Consider the following 13,481-nt stretch of genomic DNA (forward strand, 5'->3'; position numbering starts at 1 on the left):
AAGTGTGGGTGGCCGGGCCGCAGTTGGTCACAACCGTGCGCGGTGTCAGCGGGAGCTGCGCTTGCCCCGGTAGAGCACCACGAATCCGGCGACGAGAAGGAGTGCGCCGGCCACGGCGGGCCACAGGTTCGCACCGGTCTCCGCCAGTCCGCCCTGCGCCTGCGGTTGGTTCGGGCTCACGGCGGCGTAGCTCTCCCCGCCCGAGGACGAAGCGGGCGGTGTCGCCGCGGCGCTTCCGACCTGACCGCCAGAGCCGTTGTCCGAACTACCCTGCGTCTCGGACGACTTGGACCCCTCGGTCTTTGTGTCCGCCTTGGGGACCGAGACGGCGGTCGTCAGGTCTCCGGGGTCGGTCGACTGGGTGTCGGTGGGCTCGGGGGCGCTGGTCTCGGTGTCCGGGGCGCTCGTCGCGGGATCCGCGGTGGGCTGGTCACCGTTGCCGGCGGGGGTGGTCCCGCCGTTCCCGCCACTTCCCTCGTTCCCGCCGTTCCCGCCGGGCTCGTTGGACGCGCTGGCAGTGGGCGCCGCCGTGGCGGTGTCGGTGGCCGTCGGGGACTCCTGCGGCTGACCGGAACCGCCGCCCGAACCCGAGCCGCCGCCCGAACCGCCGCCGGAACCAGGGTCGTTGTTCGTGCCGGCGCCGCACTTCTCGCCGTTGTTGATGCAGTTGACCATGTCCTTCATCAGGCCCTCGTCGAAGACGTTGATGAAGTCGCCGTGGTCAGTGACGGGCTTGTGCTGCTGCTCGGGGAAGGAGTCCACCGCGAACAGCGGGCTAGTCTTGCCGCCGTCCTGGAGGCTCGGCGCGTCCACGCCGTAGACGATCCGCTGCACCAGCTGCGGAACGGCCTCGAAGCCCGCCGGGCAGGAGCCGTCGGCGGCCTCGAAGGCCACGTGGGTGCGGTGGTTGGCGCTGTCGATGTTGCGGCCGTCCCAGCAGCTCTGGAACTTGAAGGTGCGCACCACGTCGCTGCCCGACGGGCACAGCGGGTACTTGTCCTTGAGCTGCCGGTCCTCGAACCCGGTGCAGCTCCAGGAGGCGTTGGCATTGGCCGGGCCGTTCACGAAGGCCTTGGCGTCTCCGGTGATGATGCGCAGGAGGCGCGGCATCGCGACGACTTTGGTCTTCGGGTTGCCCACGAACGTCAGCGTGGCGGCCTTCGCGGTGACGATCTGACCGGAGTTGCCCTCGGTGCCGCCGCCGGGCGAGTTGGCGTCCCGCTCCTGCTTGCCGTTCTGCAGGCGCAACACGGGCCAGTAGTACGTGGACTTGTCGCCCGGGTTCTCACAGCTCGTGTTGGCCTTTGCCAGGACGTCGTCGCTGGCGAAGGCGTTGTTGGACTGGTTGCCGATGTAGTCGTGGAAGTGGTGGGCGCCGTTGGTGACTCCGGGGGCGACGATCACGTTGTCGGAGTTGAACAGGCCGTTCTCGTTCACCCCGCAGGCGGTGACGAACGTGCCGCGGGAGGCGTCGGCCTGGTCCTGCGCAGTGTTCACGTTCGGCTGTACGGAGGTGATGTCCGCATAGTCCGAGGCGACGGGCCCGTTGGTGGACTGCTGGTTGCCCTGCTGGTCCTGGCCGCTCTGGTCGCCGCCGCTGGCGCTGGCGCTGCTGCTCGCGCCGCCGCCCTGGCCGTCGGACCCGTCCTTGGGCGCGATCAGTGTGCAGCCGGCAAGCGCGTCGAGTCCCTCCGGGCGGTCCCCGACCCGCGCGATGGCGTCGTCGATCCGCCCGATGGTCGCCGCCCGCTTCTCCTTCAACGGATTCATGATCGCGTTGTCGGCGAAGGAGGCGTCCTGGCGTATGGACTCCGTCGAGTCCTTCAGTTTCTGGTAGGCCTCGGTTATCTGCTGGTCCAGAAGCGCGAGTTGGGCGTCGACCTCGGTCTTCGCCTCGTCGGGGACCGTCGTCAGCTGGGTGCCGATGTCCGGGCAGTCGATCGTGGCGCCTCCCGACGCCGCGTCCGGAGACCCTTGCTTGGTGGAGTCACCGCCCCAACCACCTTCGGACGCCGACGCGTAGACGTTCGCCGCCACCAGTCCTCCGCCGCCCAGCATCAGGGCGACTGCTGCCATCGTCGCGCGTCGTGCGCCCGTGGGGCGTCTGCGCGTGTTGCGTGCCAAGGAAGTTGCTCCTACACGTATCGGTCGGCCCGGATCGTCCCGGCATGGAAATCCCCCGTCCCAATACGGAGCCGGACCCCAGTGTGTTCAACCGCCTCAAAAATTCATAGCGACCTCATATGGATCACCAGGCTCGGCGGGCTCATGACCCCTGGTACATGTCCGGGAGAGGTAAAGGTCACAAAAACGTATCGGACATATCGCGCTTCAACCTTCACACGAGGCACACACGTTGGCTAAGTTGACGCTCAGGCCGTACGACCTACTCCGGCGAGCAGCGCCGGGCCGCATGGCTTGCGCCGAATCCGGTGTGTCGCTCGCGACAGCCGGAGCCGGGGACCCAACCGACTTGGGGTGAATCGGTCCAACTGCCCGTCGGGGCAAGGGCCGTAGGGCAAACCTTCCGTGATCGACGCCCGAACCCGACAGCTAACTCGGTAGGCGCGATACGGAAGGAGCACGTCTGCCATGCCGGCAGAACGAAGTACGCGCACCGGAGGCAGTGGCCCGACCGTGGACGACCGACCCAGCCGTGACGAAGTCCAGCGGCGGATCAATTCCCTTTACGACAGGGCCGAGACGGCCACCGGAAACTACAACGCCACGCGCAAGATGTCCGGGGGCCCGCGCAAGCGTGTCGAGCCCCGTCCCAGCGCGTCGCGTCCTTCCGACCCCGCCCTCGACGCGGTCACCAAGCAGTGGTTCGACCGGGCCCGCGCCCAACTCGGCCCGACCGTACCGGCGATCCTCCCGCCCAGCAGGACTCCCGCCCGCCCGGCGGCAGCTCGGCCGGAGCGCCCCGAACGACGCCCCGAGCCCGAAGGCGGCGGCCGAGCACTCGAAGCGCAGCCCAGCCGCGCCGTGGCCGAACTGACCGCGGGGACCTCCGTACCGGAACTCGCAGCCCCGCAACTCACCGCCGCTGTCGCGGAGTTGACCGCCGGGCCCATCGCCGCGCTGCCGCCCGCCGCGCCGCAGGCACCCCAGTTGCCTCAGATGGCTCAGATGCCGCAGGCGACCGTCCTCGACCTGCCGCCCGTGCCCGCCATCGAAGTGCCGCTCGCGCCCGTCGTGGAATCACAGCAGTTCGCCCTCGCGGCCGCCCCGGCGCCGGTCTTCGACCCGCTCACCGCGGACCTGGAGCTGCTCCCGTACATCGCCGCGCCGCGCTCCGAACAACCCGCCCCGGCGAGCGCCCCCTGGCCGACCCCGGAAACCTCCTGGCCGGCCCCAGAGGCGACCTGGTCCACCGGCGAGATACCCATGGTGGCCGAGCAGCCGACCTGGTCCACCGGTCAGATGCCCATGGTCACCGAGCAGCCGACCTGGTCCACCGGCCAGATACCCATGGTGCCCGAGCAGCCCACCGGCCCGCCCACCTGGTACACCACACCGGAACCGGACTGGCGCCCGCCGCAGCAGGAGTGGCAGCCGACCGCACCCCCCGCCGAGGTCTCCTTCGCCGCGGCCCCGGTCGTCGCCCCCGAGTTCACCCTGCCCACGGCTCCGACGATGGCCCCGGAGATCATTCTCCCCGCGGCCCCGACCGTCAGCCCGGCACCCGCCGCGGCCGTACCCGCCGCACTCCAGGACCCCAACACGCACAGCAAGACCAGCACCGCGCTCGCCTTCGCCCGCGCGCAGATCGGCAGGCCGTGCCTGTGGGGCGCGGCGGGACCGGACGCGTACGACTGCTCCAGCCTCACCCAGGCCGCCTGGAAGGCCGCGGGCGTCCTTCTCCCGCGCACCGCCCAGGAACAGTCGGGCGCCGGCGCGCTCGTCCCGCTCACGGACATCCGCCCCGGCGACCTGATCTTCTTCTACGACAGCATCGACCACGTCGGCATCTACACCGGCAACGGCCTGATGATCCACGCGCCGAGCCCGGGTACGCCGATCCGCGAGGAATCGATCTTCCACGCCGGTGCCGCCGCCATCCGGGGCGCCGTACGGCCCGCCTGATCCGATCGGGGCCGGGCATTTCCCGGCCCTGACCGCACACCCCGCGACACTCCCGGCCAACCGCGTCGTTGACCCGTACGAGTGGTGCATCCTGGGACACGGTCGTAGCGTCGACAGAGACACGACGACCGTGCCCCGGCAGGCGGGCCCACCGCCGGTGCGGGTGCGGGGCGACGAGGACGAAGAGGCGGCCGGGAGCGGACATGTACAAACACACCATGGTGGGAGTCGTCACGCTCTGTGCCGCCGCCCTGCTCGCGCCGGCCGTCGGCACCTCGTCCGCGGCCACGGCGGACGCGACGCCGGCAGCCGCCCATCGGCAGGGTGCGGACCCCGTGCTCGTCGACTGCCTGTGGCATCCCGAGGTGCGCCCCACCGACTTCATGCTCGCCTGCGGCGACGGCAACAGCCGCCTCACGTCGCTGCGTTGGACGTCCTGGAACGACAACTCCGCGACGGCCACGGGCGTCAACGTGGTGAACGACTGCAAGCCCTACTGCGCGGTGGGCAAGTTCCACTCGTACCCGGTCGCCGTCCGGCTCGACACCGCGCAGACCTGGAAGCGGCATCCGCACGTACGGCAGTACACCGACATCACCCTGACGTACCCCGGCGCGAGGCCGGACAAGTTCCAGCACACCGTGACCTACCCCCTGTGGAACTGACTCAGAGGGGCACCTCCACCACCAGCGGTCGGTGATCCGAGATCGCCGTCCTCGGCACGCACACCGTCCCAACGGCGTCCTCGCCGAGCCCCGTCGTCATGACGTGATCGAGCTGGACGAGCGGCCGGTGTGACGGAAAGGTCGCCCGTCGGGCCGAACTCCGCCAGGCACGCGGCGCGGTCGCGTTCAGGGTGAGCCGGGGAAGGGCGCCGAAGAGGTTGAAGTCGCCCATCAGTACCCGGGGTTGGGGCAGATCGGCGATCCAGCGGCGCACGGTGCGCAGCTGCCCGATGTTCCACCCCGGCACGAACGAGAGATGCACGGCCACGACGGTGAACGGGCCGTGCGGTCCTTCCAGCACGGCGGCCAGGGCGGCCCGGGGCTGATCCCGGGCCAGCACCGGAGCGGCCCGCCCGGCCACCCGCAACGGCATGCCGAAGGGCGCCGCCGGGAGCCGCAGGGCCCGCCACTCGTGGACCGGAAGCCGGGACAGCAACGCCAGTCCGTGCGAAGGGACTTCGGGCTGCCGACCCTCGGGGCCGTAGACGCGCATCCCGGGCTCGGCCGGGTCGCGGACCCAGCCCCGGCCCGGCACGGAACGGCAGTGCAGCGCCGTCGCGTAGCGCCAGTCGCGTGCGCCCATCGCGTCGGCGGCGACCGCCGCCTGATCGACACCGCCCGACCGCTCCTGGAGGCAGTCGATCTCCTGGAGTGCCAGCACATCGGCGTCCAGGGACGCGACGGCTTCGGCGAGGGGTGCCGAGGGATCGTCGGGGGCAGCGGGCTCCGGGCGGCCGTCCGGCTGGATCTGCCGACCGTGCAGCACGTTGAACGTCGCGCATCTCACCAGTAACTCACCCATGATCAGGCCGCATTGTATGTAGTTCAGCTGTGGGAGGGGCTCCCCCGCCGCGCAAATGTGCTTGCGTAACTCAATCAATCCGCTATAGTTGAGTAAGTCAAGCAAACTTACGCGGGCCGCATCGCCGAGGCGCAGCGTACGGAGCGGATGGAGACCGCCATGGACGACGCGTCCCGGACCCCGGCCGCTCCCGGTCCGCTCGCCTCCTTCGCCCGGTTCGTGGCGCTGGGCGGCGGTGTCGGGCTTCTCTCCAGCGGCGCCGTGGCACTGCTGGCCGAGCAGCTGCCCTGGGCGCTGGCGAACGCGCTGATCACCGTCGTCTCCACCCTCCTGTGCACGGAACTCCACGCCCGTTTCACCTTCGGCTCGGGCCGGCGCGCCGGATGGCGCCAGCACTGGCAGTCGGCGGGCTCGGCCGCGGCGGCCTACGTGGTGACCTGCGCCGCGATCTTCGTCCTGCACCTGCTGCAGTCGTCGCCCGGGATGCTGACCGAGCAGTTCGTCTACCTCGGCGCTTCGGGGCTCGCCGGCCTCGCCCGCTTCCTGCTGCTGCGCCTGTACGTCTTCGCCACTGGTCGCGACCGGACGACCGTGCCGGAACAGCGGACGAGCGGGACGGTGTTCTCGCCGGTGTCGGTTCCGGTGCGTACCAACGCCCTGCGTCCCACTCGGGAACACAAGCGCCCGAGCATCCGGCGGCCCGGTTTCCCCGTACCGGTGAGGACGTCCACAGCGGCGAGTGGGCCGTGGAATCTCCGGCGCCACGATCTCGCACAGCACACACAGCACACACAGTCCGCACGGCTTCCCCGGCCCACGGCGGATTGCCGGCGCAGGACCGAACTGCGGCGCCTTCAGGACGCGTTGGAGGTCCCGGCCGCCGTAGGCGCCTTGCAGCGGCGGCAGTTCGCGCTCACCTCCCGCTGACCTCCCCCCATGATCAGTTACGCTGACCGTTTCCACATCACAGGCGGCGGGGGCATGTTCACCAAGCAACTGGTAGCGGGCGGGCTGACAGCACTTCTGATCGGAGCGCTCAGCGCATGCGGCGGTGGGAGCGGGAGCGGCGACAGCACGCGCTCCGCGTCCGGCGTCGGGCAGAGCAGTTCGAGCACCGCGCAGCAGGCCCGGCCGACTCCCGACACCGTGACCGGGCTCCGTGACTCGGTCCGGCACCTCGCCAAGCAGACGGCGAAGGGCACTCGGCCCCACACCGTCACCAGGTGCACGTCCGCCGCCAAAAAGGTTCAGCACAAGTCCAGTTCGGGGTCGGGCGCCAAGAAGAAGACCCGCACCTGGTACACCACGGAGCAGTACCGGAAGTGCGCGAAGGTGCGCAGTGGCACCGAGACGTACACCCGGACCGTCCGCAACGAACGGTGGTGTGTGAGCCTCGACGACGTCGGCGGCAACACCGGCAAGGACGACGTCTGGTACCAGGTCACGCGCGCCGCCTACGACGAGGCACGCACCACGGACGAGCACGCGCGCGTGGAGCTCACCCCGACCGGTTCAGGCTGCTGAGACCACGTTCCGGCGACCCGGCGCCGGAACGAATTACGAATCGGGGTCCCGTACTTCGAGTCATTTGGTGATCACAGACGTACCTGCGGGCATGGGCGCCCAGCGCCGACCCGCCACGTCACCGACTCGGAGAACAGGCACCCCATGAACGCATCCGCACCGAACAACCCCGCCGCCGACGGAACCGCCCAGATCGGCGTCACCGGCCTCGGCGTGATGGGCCGCAACCTCGCACGCAACTTCGCCCGCAACGGCTACACGGTCGCCGTCCACAACCGATCGCCGCACCGCACCCATGAGTTGATGAAGGAGTACGGCGACGAGGGCGCCTTCGTCCCGGCCGAGACGGCACAGGAGTTCGTGGCCGCGCTCGAACGCCCCCGCCGCCTGATGATCATGGTGCAGGCCGGTCCGGCCACCGACGCCGTGATCGACGAGTTCGCCGCGCTCATGGAGCGCGGCGACATGATCATCGACGGCGGCAACGCCCACTTCGCCGACACCCGCCGCCGCGAGGCGGCCCTGCGCGAGAAGGGCCTCCACTTCGTCGGCGCCGGGGTCTCCGGCGGCGAGGAGGGCGCGCTGTACGGGCCGTCGATCATGCCCGGCGGTTCGGCGGAGTCGTACGCCGTGCTGGGCCCGATGTTCGAGTCCGTCAGTGCCAAGGTCGACGGTGAGCCCTGCTCCACGCACATCGGGACCGACGGTGCCGGGCACTTCGTCAAGATGGTGCACAACGGCATCGAGTACGCCGACATGCAGCTCATCGCCGAGGCGTACGACCTGCTGCGCCAGGTCGGCGGCTACACCCCGGCCGAGATCGCGGACATCTTCCGCCGCTGGAACGAGGGGCGGCTGGGCTCCTACCTGATCGAGATCACCGCCGAGGTCCTCGCCCACACCGACGCGGAGACCGGCAAGGCGTTCGTCGACATCGTCACCGACGCCGCGGGCCAGAAGGGCACCGGGCGCTGGACCGTGCAGACCGCCCTGGAGCTGGGCTCACCGGTCACCGCGATCGCCCAGGCCACCTTCGCCCGCGCCTCCTCCAGCCAGGGCGACCTGCGCGCGGCCTACCGCGGACTGCCCGGCGGCACCACTCCCCCGCTGAGCCGCACCGAGGCAGACCGGTTCACCGCCCAGGTCGAACAGGCGCTGTACGCCTCGAAGGTCATCGCCTACGACCAGGGCTGGAAGATGATCCAGGACGCGGCAACCGAGTTCGACTGGTCGATCGACCTGGCCGCGGTCGCCGGAATCTGGCGCGGCGGCTGCATCATCCGTGCCTCCTTCCTCGACCGCATCCGCGCCGCGTACACGGCGGACCCGGGTCTGGTCAGTCTGTTGGGCGAGGAGGCCTTCGCGACGGAGATCGGCGACGCCCAGGTCCCCTGGCGGGAGGTGGTCGCCTCGGCGGCCCGGCGCGGCATTCCCGTCCCGGCCTTCTCCGCCGCGCTGTCGCACTACGACACGCTGCGCGCCGACCGGCTGCCAGCGGCCCTGCTCCAGGGCCAGCGCGACTTCTTCGGCGCCCACACCTACGGCCGTACGGACCGCACCGGTATGTTCCACACGCACTGGTCCCGGCCCGGCCGCCCGGAGACGACGGCCTGAGCCGTCCGCGCATGACGTTCCGGCCCTCCTGCTCAGGCAGGGGGGCCGGAGGTCTGTGTGCCGCTACTCGGCGGGCGGTGCCGTGCTGTCGCGTATGACGAGTTTCGTGGGCACCAGCGTGGTGCCGTGTTCGTCGCCGCGCTGCCGCATCCGCCGTAGGACACCCTCCACGCACAGGCGGCCGACCTCGGCGAAGTCCTGGTGGACGGTGGTCAGGGGTGGCAGGAAGGAGCCGGCCTCGGGGATGTCGTCGAAGCCGATGACGCTGACGTCCTCGGGGATGCGCCGGCCGCGCTCGTGCAGCGCCCGCAGCAGGCCCAGTGCCATCTGGTCGTTGGCCGCGAACACGGCCGTACAGTCTGCCTGTTCAGCGAGGTCGAGGCCCATGCGGTAGCCGGACTCCGCGGACCAGTCACCGCGTACGACGGGTGGCACGGGCCGCCCCGCGTCGGCGAGTTCGGCGCTCCAGGCGTCGGCGCGGCGCTGGGCCGCGAAGGACTCCTCGGGTCCGGCCAGGTGCCAGACCGTGCGGTGGCCGAGGTCAAGGAGATGGCGTACGGCGGCCCGCGCGCCGCCGTTCTGGTCGGTGTCGACGACGCTGTAGCGGTCGCCCGCGTCGGAGTCGGCGACGACGACCTGGACGTGGGGCGGCAGGGAGATGGTCGCCGCGTCCAGGAGGTGCACCTCCATGATGGCGATGACCGCGTCGACGGCGAGTTCACCCAGCCGGGAGAAGGCGCCGCGCACCTCGTCCTGGGTGGGCACGGCGACCGGCAGCAGCGTGACGGCGTAGCCCTCGTGCGCGGCGGAGGTGGCGATCGCCTCCAGGGTGCGCATGTTGCCGGTGGTGGAGAGGTTGAAGGTGATCACGCCGATGGTGCGGAACTCCCCGCGTTTGAGCGCGCGGGCGGCGCTGTTGGGCCGGTATCCCAGCTCCTTCATGGCGGCGAGGACCTGTTGCCGGGTCTCCTCGTTGACGCCCGCGAAGCCGTTGGACACCCGGGAGACCGTCTGTGACGACACGCCTGCCACGCGTGCGACATCCGCCATGGACGCGCTCGGGGCGCGTCTCGACGACCGTTTCCCGGTGCGTCTGCGTGGCTTCTCCGTACCGCCCGAGGCACCGTCCGCTGTGTCCACCTGCATCCCTCGCATATCGATCCGATCGCCTCGGTCGTGTTTCACCAAACGACCCTTGACCACCGACATTGGGGCAGTGTAGACATGCCGCCATCAGATGTTTACGTAAACATAACAGCCGGGGCCGTTGTGGACCGCGCTGTTTACGCAACATCGCGACGGCGTGTGACGCCGGTTCCGAGATGGACGAGCGAGGAACTACATGACGACGCTTCAACCCCCTGCGGCCGCGACTCGGCCTCCTACCAGGCCGTCGGCGAAACGGGACCGGCGTTCCTGGACAGGGTGGGGCTTCATCGGACCCTTCGCGGTGGTCTTCGCCTTCGTCTTCCTGGCTCCGATCGCGTACTCGATCTATCTCAGCCTCTTCCGCGACCAGCTCATCGGCGGCAACCACTTCGTCGGCCTGGACAACTACAAGCAGGCCTTCCAGGACGACCAGTTCTGGTCCTCCCTGGAGCGGGTCTCGCTCTTCCTGGTGATCCAGGTGCCGATCATGCTCGGCATCGCCCTGTTCGTGGCGCTCGCCCTGGACAGCGGCAGGCTCTTCGGCCGGGACTTCTTCCGGATCTCGATCTTCCTGCCGTACGCCGTGCCCGCCGTGGTGGCCACCCTGATGTGGGGCTTCATGTACGGCACCCAGTTCGGTCTGGTGGGTGACATCAACAGCGCCTTCGACGTGACGCTGCCCGACCCGCTCTCGGCCCATCTGGTCCTGGCGTCGATCGGCAACATCGTCACCTGGGAGTTCGTCGGCTACAACATGCTGATCTTCTACTCCGCGCTGCGGGTCATCCCGAACTCGCTGTACGAGGCGGCGGAGATCGACGGCGCCGGGCAGTTCCGCGTCATCACGGCCATCAAGCTCCCCGCCATCCGCGGCGCCCTGGTCATCGCGACGATCTTCTCGATCATCGGCAGCTTCCAGCTCTTCAACGAGCCGAGCATCCTGCGACCGCTGGCGCGCAACGCCATCACGACGGACTACACGCCGAACTTCTACACGTACTCACTGTCCTTCAACGGACAGCAGCACAACTACTCCGCGGCGGTCGCCATCATCATGGGGCTGATCACCATGGTCATCGCCTACGTCGTGCAGCTCCGCGGCATGCGCAAGGGAGCCTGAGCCATGAGCACCCCCGTCACCACCGCCTCTCCCTCCGCATCGGCCGCGTCCGGCGGTTCCAAGAGCGCGCCCCGACTGCGCACCCCGCGCAAGAAGCGCTCCCCGGGGCGCCCCAAGCGCAGTGTGCTGTTGACCGTGCTCACCGGTCTGATCCTGGTCTACACCGTGGTGCCGCTGCTGTGGCTGGTCATCAACGCGACCAAGACCCAGGCGGGACTCGCCGACTCCAACGGCCTGTGGTTCGCCCACCACTTCGCCCTCTGGTCGAACATCCACGACACGTTCACCTACCACGACGGCATCTTCGTCCGCTGGCTGCTGAACACCCTGCTGTACGTCGTGCTCGGCGCCGGCGGCGCCACCTTCCTGTCGATCCTCGGCGGCTACGCGCTGGCGAAGTTCAACTTCCCCGGGAAGCGCGCCATCTTCGCCGTGGTCATCGGCGCGGTCGCCGTCCCGGGAACGGCCCTCGCGGTACCGACGTTCCTGATGTTCAGCAAGATGGGACTGACGGACACTCCGTGGGCGGTGATCATCCCCTCGCTGGTCTCGCCGTTCGGCCTGTACCTGATGTGGGTCTTCGCCACCGAGGCCATCCCCGTCGAACTCCTCGAAGCCGCCCGGATCGACGGAGCGGGCGAGATCCGCACCTTCTTCCAGGTCTCCCTGCCGCTGCTCGCCCCCGGTGTCGTGACGGTCCTGCTGTTCACCACGGTCGCGACGTGGAACAACTACTTCCTGCCGCTCATCATGATCAAGAACCCGGACTGGTACCCCCTGACCCTGGGCCTGGACGCCTGGAACTCCCAGGCCCAGACGATCGGTGGTGACGTCATCTTCAACCTGGTGATCACGGGTTCGCTGCTCACCATCGTGCCGCTGATCGCCGCGTTCCTGCTGCTCCAGAAGTACTGGCAGTCCGGACTCGCCGCCGGAAGCGTCAAGGAATAACCCAACCCTCAAGAAGTCCCACCCACGAAGAAGTGGAAGCACCTCCATGCGCAGAACTACCGGCCGCCTGCTGCGCGGCATGGCTCTCCTCTCCGTCCTCGCCCTGGGGGCGACCGCCTGCGGCGGTTCCTCCGACGACAGCTCCAGCACGAAGGCGGTCTCCGCCTCGGACATCCAGGCGGCTCTCAAGAAGGGCGGCTCGGTCACGGTCTGGGCCTGGGAGCCCACGCTGAAGACGGTCGCCGCGGACTTCGAGAAGAAGTACCCGAAGGTCAAGATCAACCTGGTCAGCGACCGGTCCGGTGATAAGCACTACACCGCGCTGTCGAACGCGATCGCGGCCGGCAAGGGCGTCCCCGACGTCGCCCAGGTCGAGTACTTCGCGCTGAGCCAGTACTCCCTCACCAAGGGCCTGACCGACCTGGCGCCCTACGGCGCCGACAAGCTGGCCTCCAAGTACACCGCGGGTCCGTGGAACGCCGTGAGCGACAGCTCCAAGGTCTACGGCCTGCCGATGGACTCGGGCCCGATGGCGATGTTCTACAACAAGAAGGTCTTCGACAAGTACAAGATCGCCGTCCCGACCACGTGGGACGAGTACGTCGTCGCGGCCCGCAAGCTGCACAAGGCCGACCCCAAGGCGTACATCGCCAACGACGCCGGTGACGCGGGCTTCACCACCAGCATGCTGTGGCAGGCCGGTTCGCGCCCCTACAAGGTCGACGGCACCAAGGTGACGGTCAACTTCGAGGACGCGGGCGCCAAGAAGTACACGGAGACCTGGCAGAAACTGATCGACGAGAAGCTCCTCGCGCCGATCAACGGCTGGACCGACGACTGGTACAAGGGCCTCGGTGACGGCACCATCGCCACCCTGACCACCGGTGCCTGGATGCCCGCCAACTTCGTCAGCGGTGTCGCCGGTGCCTCCGGTGACTGGCGCGCGGCCCCGATGCCGCAGTGGACCGCGGGCGGCAAGGCCAGCGCGGAGAACGGCGGCAGCTCCCTCACCCTGCCCACCCTGGGCAAGAACAAGGAACTCGCCTACGCGTTCGTCCAGTACGCCAACGCCGGCGCCGGCATCCAGACCCGTGTCGACGAGGGCGCCTTCCCGGCGACCAAGGCCGAGCAGCAGTCCGCGGCGTTCCAGAACAAGACGTTCCCGTACTTCGGCGGGCAGAAGGCCAACCAGATCTTCGCCCAGTCCGCGTCCGAGGTCGCTTCCGACTGGTCGTACCTGCCCTTCCAGCAGTACGCCAACTCGATCTTCAACGACACCGTCGGCAAGGCCTACATCTCGGGCACGACGCTGGCTCAGGGTCTGAAGAGCTGGCAGGACGCCTCCGTCAAGTACGGCAACGAGCAGGGCTTCACGGTCAACAAGTGACCCGCTCGAAGTAACCGGCTCGAAGAAGTAACCGGCACCTCCTCGGGAGCCGCCGCCGAGCAGCAGTTCGCTCGGCGGCGGCCGCCCGGACTCCACCACGCGACGCGTCCCACCTGTGCAGTA

Annotated in this window: 10 protein-coding genes, 1 pseudogene and 1 riboswitch; of the genes and pseudogenes, 8 read left to right on the plus strand and 3 right to left on the minus strand. The window is 69.2% G+C overall.

Going from position 1 to position 13,481, the window contains the following annotated elements; all coding sequences use genetic code 11:
• Window positions 1–45 precede the first annotated feature (45 nt).
• Window positions 46–2,076: a DUF1996 domain-containing protein gene (locus ACFWP5_RS48575; protein WP_384172581.1), complete on the minus strand. Its 2,031-nt coding sequence runs from the start codon at window positions 2,074–2,076 to the stop codon at window positions 46–48.
• A 335-nt stretch (window positions 2,077–2,411) separates the two neighbouring features.
• Window positions 2,412–2,584: riboswitch (cyclic di-AMP (ydaO/yuaA leader) on the plus strand.
• Between the two features lie 8 nt (window positions 2,585–2,592).
• Here ACFWP5_RS48575 and ACFWP5_RS48580 point away from each other — a divergent pair.
• Window positions 2,593–4,086 (plus strand): NlpC/P60 family protein, encoded by a 1,494-nt coding sequence (locus tag ACFWP5_RS48580; RefSeq protein ID WP_384172554.1) that lies wholly within the window; start codon window positions 2,593–2,595, stop codon window positions 4,084–4,086.
• A gap of 203 nt (window positions 4,087–4,289) precedes the next feature.
• On the plus strand, window positions 4,290–4,751 hold the full coding sequence (locus ACFWP5_RS48585; RefSeq protein ID WP_384172557.1) for a hypothetical protein: 462 nt from the start codon (window positions 4,290–4,292) through the stop codon (window positions 4,749–4,751).
• Between the two features lies 1 nt (window position 4,752).
• Here ACFWP5_RS48585 and ACFWP5_RS48590 read toward each other — a convergent pair whose 3' ends face one another.
• Window positions 4,753–5,613, minus strand: a complete 861-nt coding sequence (locus ACFWP5_RS48590; protein ID WP_384172561.1) for an endonuclease/exonuclease/phosphatase family protein — start codon at window positions 5,611–5,613, stop codon at window positions 4,753–4,755.
• A 147-nt stretch (window positions 5,614–5,760) separates the two neighbouring features.
• Here ACFWP5_RS48590 and ACFWP5_RS48595 point away from each other — a divergent pair.
• From ACFWP5_RS48595 to gndA, 3 genes and pseudogenes are all read left to right on the plus strand, one after another.
• Window positions 5,761–6,234: pseudogene (locus ACFWP5_RS48595) on the plus strand (GtrA family protein); the annotation flags it as partial.
• 315 nt (window positions 6,235–6,549) lie between these two features.
• Window positions 6,550–7,137 carry a hypothetical protein gene (locus tag ACFWP5_RS48600; protein ID WP_384172564.1) on the plus strand — a complete coding sequence of 196 codons (588 nt, stop codon included), beginning with the start codon at window positions 6,550–6,552 and terminating at the stop codon, window positions 7,135–7,137.
• 144 nt (window positions 7,138–7,281) lie between these two features.
• Complete coding sequence (gene gndA / locus ACFWP5_RS48605; RefSeq protein WP_384172567.1) at window positions 7,282–8,751, plus strand: NADP-dependent phosphogluconate dehydrogenase; 1,470 nt, start codon at window positions 7,282–7,284, stop codon at window positions 8,749–8,751.
• A 63-nt stretch (window positions 8,752–8,814) separates the two neighbouring features.
• Here the strand turns inward: gndA and ACFWP5_RS48610 are convergent, their stop codons facing one another.
• Complete coding sequence (locus ACFWP5_RS48610) at window positions 8,815–9,801, minus strand: LacI family DNA-binding transcriptional regulator (protein ID WP_384172570.1); 987 nt, start codon at window positions 9,799–9,801, stop codon at window positions 8,815–8,817.
• 292 nt (window positions 9,802–10,093) lie between these two features.
• Between ACFWP5_RS48610 and ACFWP5_RS48615 the strand changes: the two genes are divergently transcribed.
• Genes ACFWP5_RS48615 through ACFWP5_RS48625 form a run of 3 tightly spaced genes read left to right on the plus strand, consistent with a single transcriptional unit; the run spans window position 10,094 to window position 13,358 of the window.
• Window positions 10,094–11,020, plus strand: coding sequence for a carbohydrate ABC transporter permease (locus tag ACFWP5_RS48615; RefSeq protein ID WP_384172572.1), 927 nt, complete (start codon window positions 10,094–10,096; stop codon window positions 11,018–11,020).
• Between the two features lie 3 nt (window positions 11,021–11,023).
• Complete coding sequence (locus ACFWP5_RS48620) at window positions 11,024–11,971, plus strand: carbohydrate ABC transporter permease (RefSeq protein WP_384172575.1); 948 nt, start codon at window positions 11,024–11,026, stop codon at window positions 11,969–11,971.
• A 46-nt stretch (window positions 11,972–12,017) separates the two neighbouring features.
• Complete coding sequence (locus ACFWP5_RS48625; protein WP_384172578.1) at window positions 12,018–13,358, plus strand: ABC transporter substrate-binding protein; 1,341 nt, start codon at window positions 12,018–12,020, stop codon at window positions 13,356–13,358.
• The last annotated feature ends 123 nt before the right edge of the window (window positions 13,359–13,481 follow it).

The organism is Streptomyces sp. NPDC058469, assembly GCF_042721125.1.
GTDB lineage: Bacteria > Actinomycetota > Actinomycetes > Streptomycetales > Streptomycetaceae > Streptomyces.